Origin of the sequence: Flavobacterium panacagri (assembly GCF_030378165.1) — a bacterium.
Lineage (GTDB): Bacteria > Bacteroidota > Bacteroidia > Flavobacteriales > Flavobacteriaceae > Flavobacterium > Flavobacterium panacagri.
Genome location: NZ_CP119766.1, coordinates 1,884,620 through 1,903,644 on the forward strand (window position 1 = coordinate 1,884,620; position 19,025 = coordinate 1,903,644).

General features: G+C 34.0%; 15 protein-coding genes and 2 tRNA genes. 11 read left to right on the forward strand and 6 right to left on the reverse strand.

The features are described from left to right. Positions 1-5: 5 nt before the first annotated feature. The 4 genes from P2W65_RS08515 to P2W65_RS08530 all read left to right on the forward strand — a co-directional run bounded on the left by P2W65_RS08515 (position 6) and on the right by P2W65_RS08530 (position 3,406). Complete coding sequence (locus P2W65_RS08515) at positions 6-1,334, forward strand: sensor histidine kinase (protein ID WP_289664885.1); 1,329 nt, start codon at positions 6-8, stop codon at positions 1,332-1,334. 105 nt (positions 1,335-1,439) lie between these two features. Next, entirely contained in the window at positions 1,440-1,634 is a 195-nt protein-coding gene (locus P2W65_RS08520) for a hypothetical protein (protein WP_091493477.1), read from the forward strand. A 159-nt stretch (positions 1,635-1,793) separates the two neighbouring features. Beyond that, positions 1,794-3,029, forward strand: coding sequence for a metallophosphoesterase (locus P2W65_RS08525; protein WP_289664886.1), 1,236 nt, complete (start codon positions 1,794-1,796; stop codon positions 3,027-3,029). Positions 3,030-3,103: 74 nt separating this feature from the next. Next, positions 3,104-3,406 (forward strand): thioredoxin family protein, encoded by a 303-nt coding sequence (locus P2W65_RS08530; RefSeq protein WP_008466807.1) that lies wholly within the window; start codon positions 3,104-3,106, stop codon positions 3,404-3,406. A 25-nt stretch (positions 3,407-3,431) separates the two neighbouring features. On the opposite strand, the gene P2W65_RS08535 is transcribed toward P2W65_RS08530, so the two are convergent. Together P2W65_RS08535 and P2W65_RS08540 are read right to left on the reverse strand one after the other, a co-directional pair. Then, the gene (locus P2W65_RS08535; protein WP_289664889.1) at positions 3,432-4,073 is read right to left on the reverse strand and encodes a polysaccharide deacetylase family protein; all 642 of its coding nucleotides are present in this window, start codon (positions 4,071-4,073) and stop codon (positions 3,432-3,434) included. A 97-nt stretch (positions 4,074-4,170) separates the two neighbouring features. Then, positions 4,171-7,449 carry a glycosyltransferase family 117 protein gene (locus tag P2W65_RS08540; RefSeq protein WP_289664890.1) on the reverse strand — a complete coding sequence of 1,093 codons (3,279 nt, stop codon included), beginning with the start codon at positions 7,447-7,449 and terminating at the stop codon, positions 4,171-4,173. Between the two features lie 245 nt (positions 7,450-7,694). On the opposite strand from P2W65_RS08540, the gene P2W65_RS08545 reads away from it, so the two are divergent. Both P2W65_RS08545 and P2W65_RS08550 read left to right on the forward strand, forming a co-directional pair. Then, positions 7,695-7,765 (forward strand) — tRNA-Gln (locus P2W65_RS08545). A gap of 109 nt (positions 7,766-7,874) precedes the next feature. Further along, positions 7,875-7,945, forward strand: a tRNA-Gln gene (locus P2W65_RS08550). A gap of 225 nt (positions 7,946-8,170) precedes the next feature. Here P2W65_RS08550 and P2W65_RS08555 read toward each other — a convergent pair. The 3 genes from P2W65_RS08555 to P2W65_RS08565 all read right to left on the reverse strand — a co-directional run bounded on the left by P2W65_RS08555 (position 8,171) and on the right by P2W65_RS08565 (position 11,490). After that, the gene (locus tag P2W65_RS08555; RefSeq protein WP_289664892.1) at positions 8,171-8,992 is read right to left on the reverse strand and encodes an AraC family transcriptional regulator; all 822 of its coding nucleotides are present in this window, start codon (positions 8,990-8,992) and stop codon (positions 8,171-8,173) included. Between the two features lie 64 nt (positions 8,993-9,056). Further along, on the reverse strand, positions 9,057-10,478 hold the full coding sequence (locus P2W65_RS08560; protein WP_289664893.1) for an aldehyde dehydrogenase family protein: 1,422 nt from the start codon (positions 10,476-10,478) through the stop codon (positions 9,057-9,059). 187 nt (positions 10,479-10,665) lie between these two features. Continuing rightward, positions 10,666-11,490 (reverse strand): universal stress protein, encoded by an 825-nt coding sequence (locus P2W65_RS08565; RefSeq protein ID WP_289664895.1) that lies wholly within the window; start codon positions 11,488-11,490, stop codon positions 10,666-10,668. A 174-nt stretch (positions 11,491-11,664) separates the two neighbouring features. Here P2W65_RS08565 and rimP point away from each other — a divergent pair, with 174 nt between their 5' ends. The 4 genes from rimP (at position 11,665) to P2W65_RS08585 (ending at position 16,987) form a co-directional block, all read left to right on the forward strand. Beyond that, complete coding sequence (gene rimP / locus P2W65_RS08570; protein ID WP_229354743.1) at positions 11,665-12,129, forward strand: ribosome assembly cofactor RimP; 465 nt, start codon at positions 11,665-11,667, stop codon at positions 12,127-12,129. Between the two features lie 19 nt (positions 12,130-12,148). Beyond that, a complete protein-coding gene (gene nusA / locus P2W65_RS08575; RefSeq protein ID WP_289664897.1) occupies positions 12,149-13,402 on the forward strand; it encodes a transcription termination factor NusA in 1,254 nt (417 codons plus the stop codon). Positions 13,403-13,461: 59 nt separating this feature from the next. Next, on the forward strand, positions 13,462-16,344 hold the full coding sequence (gene infB, locus P2W65_RS08580) for a translation initiation factor IF-2 (protein WP_289664899.1): 2,883 nt from the start codon (positions 13,462-13,464) through the stop codon (positions 16,342-16,344). Positions 16,345-16,477: 133 nt separating this feature from the next. Beyond that, positions 16,478-16,987 carry a DUF4920 domain-containing protein gene (locus tag P2W65_RS08585; RefSeq protein WP_289664901.1) on the forward strand — a complete coding sequence of 170 codons (510 nt, stop codon included), beginning with the start codon at positions 16,478-16,480 and terminating at the stop codon, positions 16,985-16,987. Between the two features lie 95 nt (positions 16,988-17,082). Here the strand turns inward: P2W65_RS08585 and P2W65_RS08590 are convergent, their stop codons facing one another. Beyond that, a complete protein-coding gene (locus P2W65_RS08590; RefSeq protein ID WP_289664903.1) occupies positions 17,083-17,472 on the reverse strand; it encodes an SPOR domain-containing protein in 390 nt (129 codons plus the stop codon). Positions 17,473-17,692: 220 nt separating this feature from the next. Here P2W65_RS08590 and P2W65_RS08595 point away from each other — a divergent pair, with 220 nt between their 5' ends. Next, positions 17,693-19,024: a c-type cytochrome gene (locus tag P2W65_RS08595; RefSeq protein WP_289664904.1), complete on the forward strand. Its 1,332-nt coding sequence runs from the start codon at positions 17,693-17,695 to the stop codon at positions 19,022-19,024. Position 19,025 lies beyond the last annotated feature (1 nt).

Genomic DNA, 19,025 nt, shown 5'->3' on the forward strand with positions numbered 1-19,025 from the left:
TTCTTGTGAAAATAAAACATCAATTAGCTATTTTTAATGCACTGACAAGATTGTTGGTGATCTTAATTTTATGGCTGATGTTGCCGATTTTGGTGAAAAATGTGGTTTATCATCATATTAATAATAGTCTTCTGGAGAAAAAGAAGAAATTTATTGAACATTTAAATCCAGAAGAAATTAATGATTTTCTGGAAAATCCAGATGATTCAACAGAGACTTTCTCGGAATTTTCTACACTTCACAGTGAATTTTTAGTGCTTTCGCGTGTTTCAATAAAGCCACAGCAGAAGAAAACGACTTTTAGCAATGAAAATCGTGTAATTGAAGGGGAAGAGAATGAATATCGAATTCTAAAGCATCATTTTACTTATGAAGGCCAAGACTATCAGCTGGAAATTGGAAGCAGTTTGAGTGAAGTCAATGACTTAACTTTTGTGATTCGATTTTTTATATTGATTGTTTTTGTCGTTATTCTACTCATTACATTTTTAGCAGATACCTTTTATATAGAATATCTTCTTAAACCTTTCTACAAAATTATCGATACAAAAATTAGGCGCGTTAACGAGCCAGAAACTTTTGACCATACGCCAATCAAGGCAGCTTCGAGAGATTTTAGGGAACTCGATTTTGTTTTAAATCAAATGATGGATCGTATTGCAGAAGTTTTTAAAAAAGAAAAACAGTTTATTTCTAATGTTTCGCACGAATTGCTAACGCCCATCGCACTTCTTAAAAACAAGCTGGAAAATTTATTGCAGAACGAATCTTTAGATGATAACGCAGTCGATAAAATTGCAGGTTCATTAAAGACATTGGATATGCTCAAAAAAATCATCAATAACTTATTGCTTATTTCTAGAATTGACAACAATCAATACGAAGCAAATGAAGAAATTAATCTTCGCGAAGTGGTTTTAGATTTACAGGAAGATCTTGAGGATCGTATCGAGGATAGAGAAATTCAGTTTGTGAATAAAATGCAGGAGCACTTTATTTTTACAGGGAATAAAACTTTAATTCATATTCTGATTTATAATTTGGTAACAAATGCCGTAAAATACAATAAACCAAATGGGAATATTAGTATTGAAGATGGTTTTACGGAAGAACACTATTTTATTTCAGTAAAAGATTCTGGAATAGGGATGGATGAATCACAACTCGAAAAAATATTCAGCCGATTTGCTCGTATAAGTTCAGATCAAGAAGGGCAGGGGTTGGGACTTGCAATTGCTCAAAGTATTGCCTCATTTCATCACGTGCAAATTAAGGTTGAATCTGTTTTGAATGTTGGAACAACTTTTACTTTGTTGTTTGAAAAAGCTAATTAAAAGTTAAATTTATTTGTAAGGCTTTATCTTCATTTTGTCTTCATTTTACGATTCTATCTTTGACTTATAAATAATGAAACAATAATAATCATAAAATTTAAAGTCATGAAAAAATTAGCAATTTTAGCAGTAGCAGTTCTAGGAACATTTTCAATGGTAAACGCTCAAACAACCCCAGCAGCACCAGCTCAATCAAAAGAAGTAAAAGTCGCTAAACACGATAAAAAAGGAAATAAAAAAGCCAAAGGCGATAAAAAAGCAGAAGCTGCTGTGAAAACAGAAGCTCCAAAAGCAAAATAAAACAACATTAAGTTGTAAGATTAAATAGTTTTAAAAGGTTGGTAGGTTAAAGCTGAAAGAGTCCTCTTTCAGCTTTTTTATATTTTACAGCGTTAAATTTTTTATAATAAAAAGAAATAAAATTTTCATTCTTTGTTACTTTGCTTAAAACTATAACAAATGATCCTTCGTTTTGTAATTCTATGCGCTCTTTTTTTATTTATTGAGTTCTATTCTTATCAGGCTTTTCGAACTTTAATCAAAGTAAGATGGGTTTTGATAAGCTATCAGGTTATAAGTGCACTGCTTTTAATTTTTATCATATATTCTTTTTCTCAAATAGATCGTTCAGTTGGTCAGACCAGACAATTTATGTTTACAACTGGTTTGATGCTGACAATATATGTACCTAAAATTGTACTTACATTAATAATGTTTGGCGAAGATATTTTTAGAATTGGAGCTAGTATTGTGAACTATTTTGTTTATAATGCTCCAAGAAAAGAAATGATGCCTGATAGGCGAAAATTTGTAAGTCAGATTGCGTTAGGACTTGCGGCAATTCCTTTTCTTTCTATAATTTATGGAATATTTGAAGGTAAATACAATTTCAAAGTAATCAAACAAACGGTGTTTTTTCCAGATCTTCCAGATGCTTTTGATGGTTTTAAAATCACTCAGATTTCTGATGTTCATAGCGGCAGTTTTGATAATCCCGAAAAGATAAATTATGCTATTGATTTAATCAATCAGCAGGAATCAGATTTGATTTTGTTTACAGGAGATATTGTCAATACACATGCTAAAGAAATGCATCCCTGGCTGGAAACTTTCAATCGTATTAAAGATTATAAATACGGAAAATTTGCAGTTTTAGGAAATCATGATTATGGTGAATATGTGACTTGGCCTTCGGAAAAGGAAAAAGACGAAAACTTTCAAGCTATTAAAAACTTATACGGTCAAATTGGTTTCAAACTTATGCTTAATGAGCACACTTATATCCAAAAAGGCGATGATAAAATTGCTCTTATTGGAGTAGAAAACTGGGGCGTAAATTTTAAAAAGGCGGGAGATTTGAATAAAGCTTCTGAAAATGTGCATCAAGATGATTTTAAAGTTTTGATGAGTCATGATCCAAGTCATTGGGATGCTGAAATTAAAGACCATCCAAAGAACTTTCATTTAACGTTTGCAGGCCATACACACGGAATGCAGTTTGGTATCGAAATTCCAGGATATTTCAAATGGAGCTTGGCACAGTATATTTACAAACAATGGGCAGGTTTATACGAAAACATCGGAAGATACGTTTATGTTAACCGTGGCTTTGGTTTTCATGCCTATCCGGGACGAGTTGGTATTATGCCTGAAATAACGGTCATTGAACTAAAAAAAGGCCGTAATGTCGCTTAATTCGTTAAAAATGCTAAATTTGTATTATATTTATTTCTTTTAATAGATTTAAAAAAACTTAATTTTTTGGTTTTATGTCAAAATTTGGAGAACTAATCAATGCTCAAGTTCCAGTGTTAATTGATTTTTACACAGATTGGAATGAATCGTCAGTTTCTATGCATCCTGTTATTAAGGATGTTGCAGCTGCGCTTGGCGATAAAGCCAAAGTAATTAAAATAGATGTCGATAAAAATCAGGAATTAGCTGAAGCACTTCGTATAAAAGGACTTCCAACTTTAATGATTTATAAAGAAGGACAAATGATCTGGAGACAATCTGGAGAACTTGACGCGAATACTATAATAGGAATTGTTCAAGAACAATTTAACGTATAAATTACTTCCTTTACGGATATATTCTCTAATGGATAATATCAAACTTATATCCGTTTTCTTTTAAAAAATGCAGTGTTCTAGGTAAAGCAAATCTCAAATTAGGAGAAGCTTTTATACTGTCATGAAAAACAATCACACTTCCGGATTTTACATTCTTTGTTACATTTTCAAGACATTTTTCAGGCGTAATGCTCTGGTCAAAATCGGCGCTTAAAACATCCCACATTACAATTTTGTAACCTAAACTTCTTAGAATTTTAGATTGTGCTTTTTTAATTTTCCCGTAAGGAGGACGAAACAATAAACGATGAGGAGCTTTTTCTTGTTCGTCTAAAACTTCAGCACAGTTTTTTACATTTTCGATGTATTCGTTGGTGTGAATTTTCCATCCGTTGACATGATTCATGGTGTGGTTTCCAATAGAATGTCCGTCAGTAATTAACTTTTCAAATAAAGCTAAGTTGGCTTTGATGTTTTTTCCGATGCAGAAAAAAGTGGCTTTTGCATCAAATTTTTTTAATTCAGATAAAACCCAGTCCGTAATTTCTGGAGTAGGGCCATCATCAAACGTTAGGTATATTTTCTTTTCATTGTTAGGAATGTCCCAGCAATATTTAGAAAACACCGTTTTAATAAATGAATTAGTTTTTACCCAATAAAAGCTCATCTTGAATTGAATTTACATGTATGTAAAATTAAAAAATGCAGCGCTATTTATCAAACAGCGCTGCATTTTTTTAATTGTTAAGATTTTCGTATATTATTTATTCTTTTTCACGTCCAAAACGTTCAAAGACATTTACATAAGTGTTAAATGTTGTTTTGTGCTGACTGTAGAAAACAGTGTCATTATTGTCCTGCATTACGTGTAATAAACTTCTGTAACGTTCAATATCAGTAATAATATCTACGGCTAAATCAGTTTGATCAGAAGGTGTTAATGTGCTGTAATAGTTTAAATTCTCCTTGTATTTCTGAACCAGTTTGTTTAGGAGGTCTTGCGCTTTTGCTTTTTCGCCTACTTTGTAGTATCCATCGCCAAAAGCTTCAACTAGCGAATAATATCCATATTTATCTAGAGGCATTTTAGTAATCGCTAAATTGATCACGTTTTTAGCTTTGTCAATTTTACCTTCTTTAATAAGCTGATACATTAATCTAGAAAGATTAGTACGGTATGTGATACTATTTCTTCTTGTTTCAGGATCATGGTAAATATTTCCATTACTATTACCCCAATCCCATTTCATTACAATATCATACATTTTATCTGCGTCAATTTGTCCCATGTCTAATGGTCCTCCATCTTTAGAAGGAGTATTTTTTATTGGAACTAATTTATAAACCATTCCATCCAATTGCAGGTAATCTTTCAGCCATAAATAATCTTCGTCATCAAAAGCACCGCCACTGAAATAAATTGGTCTTTTCCAGTTGTTGTTTGCTAAGATATCAAGCATCATTAAGCGATTTTTGTATAATGCGCTTCCTTTGATGTTAATATCTAAGTAAGGAACAATAGAATCGTTGTATTTAGGGTTGACTACTTTGTTTTTAATGATGGCATCTTTGTCAACATTTACTCTGATTTTATTAGTTGGGTAAAAATGGATTGTTTGTCCGTTTTGTAGTCCAACAGTTGATTTGGGATTTTTAATGAAATCAATGAAATCTTTAATGTTCCAACGTGTATCAATTTTCTGGATATAAACAGTATAATCAAGTCTATCCCCAACATATTGATCGTGTGTAAAAGAAATAGGAAGCGGATCCGATTCGTATGCTTTCGCTTTCATTTGATCAATGTACCAATCCGTCATAAATAAACTAGTATTTACAATCTTAACATCGGTTCTAAAATGCTCAATTTCTTGTGCATACCACAGCGGGAACGTATCGTTATCACCAATTGTGAATAAAATAGCGTCTTTATCACAAGAGCTCAAGTAAGCTTTAGCCATTGCTACAGCAGTGTATTTTCCAGATCTATCGTGGTCATCCCAGTTTTGGGCAGCCATTAAAACTGGTGCTGCTAATAAACTTCCCGCTATAATAACTGGTCCTGCGATTTTTGGGGAAAGATATTTTTGAATGCTTTCGTAGAGTGAATAAACACCGAATCCAATCCAAATGGCAAAAACATAGAATGAACCGACAAGTGCGTAGTCTCTTTCGCGAGGTTCAAAAGGTCTTTCGTTCAAATATATTTTTAATGCAATTCCTGTAAACAGGAATAGAGCTAAAAGAACATAGAAACTTTTTAAATCTTTATTGGCATGGTACATCAAACCAATTAAACCAAGTATGAATGGCAGGAAATAATAAGCATTACGTCCTTTGTTGTTTAATACGTCAGAAGGCAGATTGTCTTGAGATCCCAAATGAACAGAATCTAAAGGTTTGATACCGCTGATCCAGTTTCCATCTAAATTGTCATATTTACCCTGAACATCATTTTGGCGTCCAACAAAGTTCCACATTAAATATCTCCAGTACATGTATCCAAACTGATATTCAAACATAAAAGCAAAATTATCCGCTGTAGTTGGTTTTTCAACTAATAGGTATTTGCCATAGCTTCTTAAGAACTTAATGTAGCCTTCATTGTCAATTTGTTTTTGAGCGTAAGCATGTCTAAATTCAGAAACTGTTTTTTCAACTTCATTTCGCAATTGAGCTGTTGCTTTGTTGTATTCGTCTTCGCTCAATTGGCTTGCATCAATTCCGTATTCTGCTAAATCTTCATCGTAATTATGATTTGGATCGATTCTGAATTTAGGAGGATTCGTAAAGTTGATGTAGTTTTGAATATGAGCAGTTTCTGTACTCCACATTCTAGGCAGAATTGCTTTCTGATTATCATCAGAATTTTGTTCTGCATTTTTATAATTATTGGTAATAATATATTTACCTGTTTTATAATCTCTCTCGTAGTTCGGTTTTTTGTCTAAATATGGTGTTTTGGCGTCAAGACCAGCAAAAAGTTCAGTATACTGTGGACCGTAAAATAATGGATTTACACCATATTGCTCGCGATTGTAATAAGCTAAAACTTCAGTAGCATCTGAAGGTTTATTTTCGTTGATAACAGTATTAGCATTTGCACGAACCGGAAGCATCAACCAAGTTGAGAAACCAATCAGGATAAATAAAATACACAATATTATAGTGTTGTAAAATATTAATCCTTTTTGTTTGGTGAATTTTAATCCAAAATAGAAGAAAGCTATAAATAATAAAGCAACAAATATAGTTCCTGAGTTAAATGGAAGTCCCATGCTGTTTACCATGAAAATTTCGGTTTTTCCGAAAAATGCCATAGTTAATGGAAGAAGTAATTTGAAGATAAATAGCAAAATTCCGATAACTACTACATTGGCAATAAGGAAGTTTTTGATCGTAACTTTTTCGTAATGTTTGAAATAATACAAAAATCCGATTGAAGGAATAGTTAAAAGAGCCATGAAGTGAACCCCAAACGAAAGTCCAATAACCAAAGAAATGATTAAAAGCCATTTGTTTCCTTTTGGTTTGTCCATATCTTGTTCCCAACGTAAGCCAAGCCAGAAAAGCAATGCAATTAATAAAGAGGCCATAGCGTAAACTTCGGCTTCGACAGCATTAAACCAGAAGCTGTCAGAGAATGTATAGGCTAAAGCACCAACGAAAGAGCTTCCTAAAATTACAATTGAATTGTTTTGGTCAATCTCGGCAAAACGAGCCACAATCTTTTTTAAGATCATAGAAGAAGACCAAAACATAAATAATATAGTAAATGCGCTAGAGAAAACAGACATCATGTTAACCATTACAGCTACATGCTGTGCATCTATTGCAAACATTGCAAAAAATGCGCCCATCATTTGGAATAGAGGAGCTCCTGGTGGGTGACCTACTTCAAGTTTGGCTGCGGTAGCAATATATTCTCCGCAATCCCAAAAGCTCATTGTAGGTTCAACTGTTAATGTGTAAGTAATTAAAGCGATTGCAAATGCAAACCAACCAATAATTGTATTCCATTTATTGAAATTGAATTGTGCCATATTTAGGTGTTAAAAATTTGAAAGTTTTCTATCCTACAAAGAAAATGTTTTTTTATGTAAAGAATCGACCATTAACAAAAAATTCTATAAAACTATCAAGAAGTACTAATTTGTTGTTTTTGAAGTGCTTCTGAAGTTGAGAAGAATTTTGAAGTAAAAAAAATCATAAAAAATGATTTTTTTTGGTTAAAAAGTTTGCACAAACTAAATAAAGACTTAAATTTGCACTCGCTTTAGAGCACTGCTGGTCTATGGTGTAATGGTAACACTACGGTTTTTGGTGCCGTCTTTCTAGGTTCGAGTCCTAGTAGACCAACAGAAAAGCCTCTCAGAAATGAGAGGCTTTTTTTTATGTAAAAAAGTTTCTTTAAAAATTTGCATAAAAGAAATAAAGTTCTAATTTTGCACCCGCTTAACCGCACTGCTGGTCTATGGTGTAATGGTAACACTACGGTTTTTGGTGCCGTCTTTCTAGGTTCGAGTCCTAGTAGACCAACATAAAAAGCCTCTCAGAAATGAGAGGCTTTTTTTATGTCCAAAACTTAGATGAATTTTGTGTTTTTCTGATTCTTTATTTTTGACCGCAAAGTACACTAAGTGTACACAAAGAACACTAAGATGTTTTTTTAAAGAATGCAAAAGTTCACAAAGCTTTTAATTAATAAAGTTTTGCGAACTTTTTTGTTTTGTGGGTTTTGTATTTTTAACATAGCCCGTGGTTTTAACCACGGGAAAGGTATTTTGGATTTAATGAAGAAGGAACGATTCCGAATTTCTTCTTAAATGAAAAGGAAAAATGAGATAAATCCTCAAAACCAACTCCAATATAAACTTCAGAAGGTAATTTTCCTTGGCTGATAAGATAATAGGCTTCCTGCAGTCTTTTGTTTAAAAGCCATTTGCCAGGTGTTTCCTGAAACACTTTCTGAAAATCTCTCTTAAATGTTGCTAAGCTTCTTCCGGTCAAATAAGCGAATCGTTGCATTTGTACATTGAAGTGGAAATTTTTATTCATAAAAGCTTCCAGGTCAATTTTGCCCGGTTCGTTAAAGTCGAATAAAATGTCTTTTAGTTCAGGATTGACTTTTAGTAAAAGATGAATAGCTTCTTTGATTTTTAAATTAAACAAAGTTTCGTTGCTTTCTTGTTCAACTTCAAGATACGATAATAGCGATTCCATGAAAGATTGGTAAAGCGTATTTGGTGCTAAAGTAAACATAGCTTCGGAATCTACTTTCTTTTCGGATTTGTAATGGTATTCTTTGCTGATTTCGCGCAAAATTTCCTGATCTAGGAAAAGGGAAATCGTTTTGAATTCTCCTCCTTCGGGTGGAATTTTGGTGAATTTTGCTAAGTGGTTTCTTCTGCTAAAGCGAAAATCTCCTGGTTTAGAATGAAAAGTATTTTTATTGTCAGAAGCTGTCATTTCTCCTGATATTTGATAGCTGAAAACATGTTCTGGTATAAAATGTTCTCCTTCACGGCTGCGCGAATAATAACAGGAGTAAAGGATTTTCGGTTTTGTATTGATTTTTGGACTCATATTGTAAAGTTATTAAAAGATCCGGATAATCTTTTTGAGAAAAAAAACTTCCGGATCTGTAAAATTATTTTTGTTGAATTAATGCTTTTGGTTCTAAATAAGCTTCAAGTCCTAATACTCCAAATTCACGGCCAATTCCAGATTGTTTAAATCCTCCAAACGGAGCCATTGGGTCATGGCTGATTCTGTTTATTTGAACTCTTCCTGCGTTAATTTGAGAAGCAACAAAATGTGCTCTTTTTGTATTGGATGAACTTACGTAAGCTTGTAGTCCGTAATTGGTGTCGTTGGCAATCTCAATTGCTTCTTCTTCTGTTTTATAAGTGATAATAGATAATACTGGGCCGAATATTTCTTCTTGCGCGATTCGCATTTTGTTGTTTACGTTGATAAAAACAGTTGGTTTTACAAAATTTCCTTTTTCCAATCCTTCAGGTTTTCCCAATCCGCCAGTTAAAATTTCTGCGCCTTCATTAATTCCAATTTGAATATAATCCTGAACACGGTCGAATTGTTTTGTGCTTACCATTGGGCCAACTGCTGTATTTGGTTTTTTGGGATCGCCGACTATTGTGTTTGAAATAACTTCTTTAATAATGGTTTTGGTTTCTTCTAATTTGTTTTCTGGGATCAATAATCTTGTTCCTGCGATACAAGCTTGTCCGCTGTTCATGAACGCAGCAATTACTGCTAATGGAATGGCTTTAGGGAAATCTGCATCGTCTAAAATAATGTTTGGAGATTTTCCGCCAAGTTCTAATGTAACTCGTTTCATGGTGTTGACAGCTTCTTTTGCAATGATTTTTCCAACAGTTGTTGATCCTGTGAAAGAAATTTTGGCAATATCGGGATTGCGGCTTATTTCGGCTCCGACTATTTCTCCTAAGCCGTTTACAATATTAAAAACGCCTTTTGGAAGTTTAGCTTCGTGTAAGCATTCTGTAATTAATTGTGTTTGCTGTGCGCTCATTTCGCTTGGTTTAATTACAACCGTGCATCCTGCTGCAATTGCGGTTGAAAGTTTGCTGCAGATAAAACCGTTGCTTGAATTCCATGGAATAATGATACCGACTACTCCAACCGGTGTCATTTGAACTTCGGATTCTCCCATTGTTTTAGTGAAATCGTATGTTTTTAGTAATTGAATTGCTGAGTCGAAACTTTTTTGCATATAAATGAAGCTGTTGGCGGCGAATTGAAATGTTCCCCCGTATTCTTCGGTAACTACATTTATAAATTCGTCTTTTCTTTTTTCAATTGCGATTTTAATATTTTCAAGATGTTGAATTCTTTCGTTTATTGTTGTTTTTGAAAAAGTTTTGAATGCAGTTTTAGCGGCATTAATTGCGTTTTGAGTGTCTTCGGTATTTCCTAAAAGTACTTTTCCAAGTTTTTCATTTGTTGTTGGACTGATAAGATCGAAATATTCAGCTCCTTTTGGGGTAACAAATTCTCCGTTAATGTAAATTTTGTCTATTGTTTTCATGTTGTAGTTTTTAATGAATTTTTATTTGACAAATTTCTCTATTAATTGAGTATTTGGCTTTGTTGAAAAGCTCAAATAAACTTTGTTGAAAAGCTCATTTTTGGTTGCTGGAATTTTGAGAAAGTAATTGTGTAAAAAAAAAGCCTCTCGATTGAGAAGCTTTTCTGTTATTTGGGTTTTGTGCTCTTTATATTTTTAAAGTAATTACAGGTCTTACGGCATGATTAACTAATCCTTCGCTGATGCTTCCGTTAAAGAAATGTGCAAAACCAGTTCTGCCGTGCGTGCACATTCCGATTAAATCGGCATTAATTCTGTTGGCGAAATTAATAATTCCTTTTTCTATATTGGTGTCGTTGTAAATTTGAGTGGTATAATTACTGATGTTAAATTGATCTACGAACTCATTAATGGCTTCTTCTGCGATATGTGTTGGTTTAAAGCTATTTGGTGTGCAAATGTTGACAAGATGTATTTTTGAGTCAAATAATTGAGTGAAGTTTAAAAGTTTTTCGAATGGTTTTTTTGCTTCTTCAGAAAAATCAGATGCAAATACAACATTAGCGACGTTAAAGTCAGTAATGTCTTTTTTAATTACTAAAACTGGAATTTCTGAATTACGGACTACTTTTTCGGTATTAGATCCAATTAGTAATTCTTCCACACCAGAAGATCCGTGTGATCCCATTACAATTAAATCAATATTGTGTTCTTTGCTGATTTGTGTAATGCCGTGTATAGGTTTGTCCATTTTTACGATTTCAGTAACCTCTATTCCATCTAAATAAGGTTTTTCGGAAACTTTATCTAGCATTTCGTTGGCTTTTTTCATAAAAAGCATGCTTTCAGGAATGCTGATTCCTCCTAAAATTGCATCATTTGATTGATGCGGTAATTCAAGCATGTGCAGGATAATGATTTCTGAATTGTTTTTTTTTGCGATTTGAGCAGCAACTTTTAGAGCGTCTTCTGCATGTTCTGAAAAATCGGTAGGTACTAAAATTCGTTTCATGATTTTGAGGGTTAATAATATGAATAATTCATTTTTTGAATGCTATTATAAAGGTAAGAAATATTTTTAGAGCAATCTATTTATTTGATTTATAAAAAAAACACTATATTTGCACTGTTATTTATTAAAATCTAAATAATGAGGGGACTAAGTGTCCCCTCTTTTTATAAAATTATGACATTTAAAGAAAAAGTAAACGGATTAATTACAGAAGCTCTTCTGGAAAAACCATCAGTCTTTTTGATTGATTTGGCGGTTTCGGATTCTTTTAAAATTAGTGTTGGTTTAGACGGGGATAATGGGGTGGCGCTTCAGGATTGTATAGACATAAGTCGTGCAATTGAGAATAATCTGGATCGTGAAGAGCAGGATTTCTCTTTAGAAGTGGCGTCAGTTGGAGTAGGGTCGCCTTTGAAATTGATAAGACAATACAAGAAAAATATAGGTAGAACGCTGATTGTTACTACAAATACTGAAAAAATCGAAGCAGAATTGATAGAAGCTAACGATGTTTTTATAATTTTGTCTTGGAAAGCAAGAGAACCGAAAAAAGTAGGAAAAGGAAAAGAAACAGTTCAAAAAGAGCAACAAATACCTTATACAGAAATTAAAGAGGCAGTTGTTACGGTAACATTTTAATTTTAATTAAAGAATTCGCATGGAAAATTTAGCATTAATCGATTCATTCTCAGAGTTTAAAGATAATAAACTTATTGATCGTGTAACGCTTATGGCAATTTTAGAGGATGTGTTTAGAAATGCATTGAAAAAAAAATACGGATCTGATGATAACTTTGATATTATTATAAATCCTGATAAAGGAGATATGGAGATATGGAGAAGAAGAGTAATCGTTGCTGATGAAGATCTTGATTTTGAAAACGAAGAAATTACCTTGACGGAAGCAAGAATGATTGAGGCGGATTTTGAAATTGGCGAAGAGGTTTCTGAAGAAGTTAAATTGATTGATTTAGGAAGAAGAGCTATTTTAGCACTTCGTCAAAACTTAATATCTAAAATTCACGAACACGATAATACTAATCTTTATAAACAATTTAAAGATATTATCGGTGATATTTATACAGCAGAGGTACATCATGTGCGTCCAAGAGTTGTAATCTTGGTTGATGATGAAGGAAATGAAATTGTGCTTCCAAAAGAAAAACAAATTCCATCTGACTTTTTCCGTAAAGGAGATAATGTTCGTGGAATTATTGAAAGCGTTGAATTAAAAGGAAACAAACCTCAGATTATTATGTCTAGAACTTCAGAAAAGTTCTTAGAGAAATTATTTGAACAAGAAATTCCGGAAGTTTTCGACGGATTAATTACGGTTAAAAATGTAGTTCGTATTCCAGGTGAAAAAGCAAAAGTGGCGGTAGATTCTTATGATGATAGAATTGATCCAGTTGGGGCTTGTGTGGGAATGAAAGGTTCTCGTATTCACGGAATTGTTCGCGAGTTAGGAAATGAAAATATTGATGTAATCAATTATACAAACAATATTCAATTATTTATTACAAGAGCTTTAAGTCCTGCTAAAGTTTCTTCTATCAAAATCGATGAAGATAGCAAACGCGCTGAAGTATTCTTGAAATTAGAAGAGGTTTCTAAAGCAATTGGTAGAGGTGGTCACAATATCAAATTAGCAGGTCAATTGACAGGTTATGAATTAGATGTTATTCGTGAAGGAGATGTTGCTGGTACTGTTGCAGATGAAGACGATGTTGAATTAACAGAGTTCTCAGATGAGATCGAAGAATGGGTAATTGAAGAGTTTGCAAAAATCGGTTTAGATACTGCGAAAAGTATCTTGAAACACGATGTAGAAGATTTAGTAAGAAGAACAGATTTAGAAGAGGAAACAATTCTAGATGTTATGAAAATACTAAAAGAAGAGTTTGATAGTTAAGCAATAGCTGAATGTCTGCTCTAACAACACAACGAAAAAGGTAATAATAAAAAGGTTATATGTCTGAAGAGAGAGTAATAAGAATAAACAAGGTTTTAAGGGAATTAAATATTTCGTTAGAAAGAGCTGTAGATTATCTAAAAGATAAAGGAATTGCTATTGATGCAAATCCAAATGCAAAAATTTCTGATAGCGAGTTTAATATCCTTCAAAGCCAATTTGCGGGCGATAAGGGGAATAAGGAGGCTTCTAAAGAAGTTGGGGAAGAGAAAAGAAAAGAAAAAGAAGCATTACGTGTAGAGCGTGAGAAAGAAATTGAAGACAAACGCAGACAAGAAGAAGAGCGTCAAAAACAGCAGGAAATAATCAAAGCGAGAGCGGTTGTTTCTGGGCCTGTGCAAGTTGGTAAAATTGACCTAAATCCGAAAAAACCTGCAGTTGCTCCTTCTGAGGAAACAGCTAAAGTTGAAGAGCCGAAAGCTGTTGTTGCGCCTGCGCAAACAGAAAAACCTGTTCAGAATGAAACTGTAAAAGCTGAGCCAGTTGTGGTACAGCCGGTTTCAGAAACTAAAAAGGACGAACCTATTATTACTGAGAAAAAAGAAGTTAAAGCAGAATCTTCTAGAGTTGCGCAGGAGCCTATTGTGTCGACTGATCCAACAACTTCGGAAGAGACTATTACTACTCAATATCAAAAACTTTCAGGAACTACGTTAACAGGTCAAACAATTGATTTATCTCAATTTAATAAGCCTAAGAAAAAGAAAGAGGATCCTAAAGCGGCTCAAAACAAACCAGGAACTCCGGGGGTTGGTAATAATAATAACACTAATAAAAATAAGCGTAAAAGAATCGCTCCTAAACCAGGTGCGCCTGGAACGCAAAAACCTGCTACAGGTAATAATAATGCGCCTGGAACGCCAAATCCAAATAAGATTACGCCAAATAATAATGGTGGTGGTTTTAATGCTAACAGAAGTCAGAGACCAGGTTTTGTGAAAGGAAACCGTCCTGCAATTGTGGCTAAAGTTGAGCCTACAGAAGAAGAAGTAAAAAACCAAATTAGAGAAACTCTTGAAAAACTTCAAGGTAAAGGAGGGAAGTCTAAAGCGGCAAAATATAGAAGAGATAAAAGGGAGACGCACCGCCAGAAATCTGATGACGAGCAAAGAGCTCTTGACGAAGGAAGTAAAACTATTAAGGTTACGGAATTTGTTACAGTGGGGGAAATTGCCATCATGATGGATGTGCCGATTACTAAAGTAATTGGAACTTGTATGTCTCTTGGGATCATGGTAACCATGAATCAGCGTTTAGATGCTGAAACTTTAACTATCGTTGCCGATGAGTTTGGTTATGATGTAGAATTTATTACGGTGGATATCGAAGAAGCGATTGAAGTTGTAGAAGATAGAGAAGAAGATTTAGTAACTAGAGCGCCAATTGTTACTGTAATGGGTCACGTTGACCACGGTAAGACATCTTTGCTGGATTATATTCGTAAAGAAAATGTTATTGCTGGTGAGTCCGGAGGTATTACACAGCATATTGGAGCATACGGAGTTACTTTAGATAATGGACAGAAAATTGCATTCTTAGATACTCCAGGTCACGAGGCGTTTACCGCGATGCGTGCACGTGGAGCTCAAGTTACTGATATAGCAATTATTGTAGTAGCGGCGGATGATGATATCATGCCACAAACAAAAGAAGCGATTTCTCACGCACAAGCGGCAGGAGTTCCAATTATATTTGCAATCAATAAAATTGATAAACCAAATGCGAATGTTGATAAGATTAAAGAGCGTTTGGCTGGTATGAATTTACTTGTTGAAGATTGGGGTGGGAAAATTCAGTCACATGATATTTCTGCAAAAGTTGGAACAGGGGTTAAAGAATTATTAGAGAAAGTTTTATTAGAAGCTGAGATTTTAGATTTAAAAGCAAATCCAAATAAAGCGGCTCAAGGTACTGTTGTTGAGGCTTACTTAGATAAAGGAAAAGGATATGTGTCTACAATTCTAGTACAGCAAGGTACTTTGAAAATTGGAGATTATATGCTGGCTGGAAAACATCATGGAAAAGTGAAAGCTATGCATGATGAAAGAGGTCACATTGTTTTAGAAGCGGGTCCTTCAACTCCAGTGTCGGTTTTAGGTTTAGATGGTGCGGCTACAGCTGGTGATAAGTTCAATGTATTTGAAGATGAAAAAGAAGCAAAACAAATTGCGTCTAAACGTTCTCAATTAATGCGTGAACAATCGGTTCGTACACAAAGACATATTACGCTGGATGAAATTGGTCGTCGTATTGCTCTTGGTCAATTTAAAGAGTTGAATGTAATTCTTAAAGGAGACGTTGATGGATCTGTTGAGGCACTTTCTGATTCGTTCTCTAAACTTTCTACGGAAGAAGTTCAGATTAATATTATTCATAAAGGAGTTGGAGCAATTACAGAAACTGATGTTAACTTGGCTTCTGCATCTGATGCGATTATTATTGGATTTAATGTTCGTCCTGCAGGAAACGCTAGACAGCTTGCTGATAAGGAAGAAATTGATATCCGTTACTATTCTATCATCTATGCGGCTATCGATGACTTGAAAGATGCAATGGAAGGAATGTTGGCGCCAGAGATGAAAGAAGAGGTTTTAGGAAATGCCGAAATTCGTGAGATTTTCAAAATTTCTAAAGTGGGCTCAATTGCTGGATGTATGGTAACAGATGGTAAAATCTTAAGAACTTCTAAGATTAGAGTTATTAGAGATGGAGTTGTGGTTCATACAGGTGAATTGGTTGCTTTAAAACGTTTCAAAGATGATGTTAAAGAGGTGACTAAGGGTTATGATTGTGGTATTCAAATTAAAGGATTTAATGATATCGAAATCAATGATGTTATTGAAGCTTACCACGAAGTAGCTATCAAAAAGAAATTGAAATAATATTTAATAAAATATGCTTAAAAAGTCCCGACGAAAGTTGGGACTTTTTTTATGGAGTCATTTATAAAATAGTTTGTAATAATTGATTGTCGGATTTTAATCTTATTTTTGATTTGAATTAAATTAATACATTATGAAATTAGGGAAATATACTGCTGTTTTGTTTTTAAGTTTTTCTTCTTTTTGTTTTGCGCAAGAAGATGTTGAGAAGCCAGCACCGCCACCTGGTAATGCATTGGTTGGGGATTATTATGGAGCAGCTATTTCGAGTGTGTCTGTAAATAATGCAATTTCCGTTTTGAAATTGGAGGATAAGCTGAAAGATAGTGGTAAAATAGAAAACATTGCTGTGAAGAGAGAAGTGACTGGTGTGTGTCCAAAAAGAGGTTGCTGGATCAGTCTTAAAACAGAAGATGGCTCTTCCTTTTTTGTGAAAATGAAGGACTATGCTTTTTTTGTGCCAACTGCAGCCAAAGGGAAAAATGTTGTTTTGGAGGGTGCGGCAGAAAGGAAAATTACCTCTGTAGAGGAGTTAAGACATTATGCGAAAGATGCTAAAAAATCGAAGGCTGAAATAGATGCGATAAGTGTTCCTAAGGAAGAAATACGCTTTTTAGCAACTGGAATTAAGGTTGTGAATTAAAGTTGTTTTTTTAAATAATAAAATCTAAAAAGACCCTTTCTTAGATTTTAGGATAATAAAAAAGCGAGATGAATATCTCGCTTTTTTATTTTGATTTATTTTCCAGGTTTTAAAAGGAAAACGCTTTTGTACCTGTTTTTAATTTCGGCTAGATTTCTCTCGGCCTCAATTCTGGTTTTAAAGTTTCCTACTATTACTTTGTAGTTCGGTGTGCTAAAAATGATGGTTCCATCAATACTAGGATTCTCTCTCTTGAAATCGGTAAGTGTCTTTTTTGCTTCATCGCTTTTGCCGCTGAAGATCTGGATTCTGTAAGTATCGTTTGTATTTATTGACGTGTTAATTTTACGCTTCTCGTTTAACAATTGCTCAAATTTAGGATCTTGGTTCAATGTTAAATTTTGGTCTTGGGCGCTAATATTGTGTGTAAATGCAATTGTTGCAATTGTTAATAAAAGGTTTTTTGAAGGACTTAAAATTCTCATAATGTGATGGTTTTTATGCAAAAATACTATTTAAAGTTTTAGTGTAAAATTTTAATATTATTTAGAATTGATATAAATTGATATTTAAGGGTATTTTAAGGTTTTGAGAATAGTTCATAAGTCGTATTTTTGTGCAAGTTTTAAAAGAGGGTGTAGATTTTTCCTGAGTTTAGTACAGAAAAAATCATACCAAAAATTAGTAGACAATTATTTATACTATATGAAAAAGGTGGGTAACCATAATTCGATCTCAAGAAAATTGCTGTTTGGCTTATCGCTGACGTTAATTTTCTCCCTAACTTCATTCGCTCAAGATCCTGCTGCTGCTCCAGCGGCACCTGAAGCTGCGGCTGCTGCTCCAGCTGCGGGAGGCGGTGATCCAGTAAAAGGGAAGGAACTTTTTAATGCAAATTGCGCTGCATGTCACAAATTAGATGCTAAATCAACTGGTCCTGCTTTGCGAGGAGTTGCTGATAAGCATGATAAAGCTTGGATTTACAAGTGGGTGCATAACAGTTCTGACATGATTAAGTCAGGTGATCCTGTTGCTGTTAAACTTTTTGAGGAAAATAACAAAGCTGTTATGACTTCTTTTCCTCAATTGTCTGAAGGAGATATTGATAATATTTTAGCTTATACTTCTCAGCCTAAAGCTGAACCTGCTGTAACTCCTGGAACTGTTCCTCCAGGGCAAAAAGTTGATGGTGGTGGAATTTCAAACAATATTATTTTAGGAGCTTTAGCTCTTGTAATGGCTATTTTGGTTGTGATGTTGTTCATGGTGAACAAAGTATTAACTAAAGTTGCAAACAAAAACGGTATTGAGGTAGCTCCAAAAGAAGCTAGGCTTCCAATCTGGAAAGCTTTTGTTAAAAACCAATTCTTGGTTTTAGTAACTGCAATCTTTTTGCTTTTGGCAAGTGGTTATTTTGTTTACGGTTATTTGATGCAGGTAGGTGTAGATCAGAATTATGAGCCAATTCAGCCAATTCACTACTCTCACAAAATTCACGCTGGTGATAACGAAATCAATTGTAAATATTGCCACTCTGCTGCTCGTGTAAGTAAAACAGCTGGTATTCCTTCATTAAATGTTTGTATGAACTGTCATAAAAATATTTCTGAAGTTGCTGAAACTACTGCTACTCCTGAGTACAGCAAAGCATTTTACGATGCTCAAATCCAAAAATTATATGATGCTGTTGGATGGGATAAGACTAAACAGGCTTATACTGGAAAAACAATGCCTGTAAAATGGGTTCGTATTCATAATCTTCCGGATTTTGTTTATTTCAATCACTCACAACACGTTTCTGTTGCTGGAATTGAATGTCAAACTTGTCACGGACCAGTGCAGGAATTTGAAATCATGAAGCAGTACTCTAAATTAACAATGGGATGGTGTGTTGATTGCCATAGAAAAACTGATGTTAAGATGGAAGGTAACGCTTACTATGATAAGATTCATGCTGAACTTTCTAAAAAATACGGTGTAGAGAAATTAACTGCAGCGCAAATGGGAGGTTTAGAATGCGGTAAATGCCACTATTAAT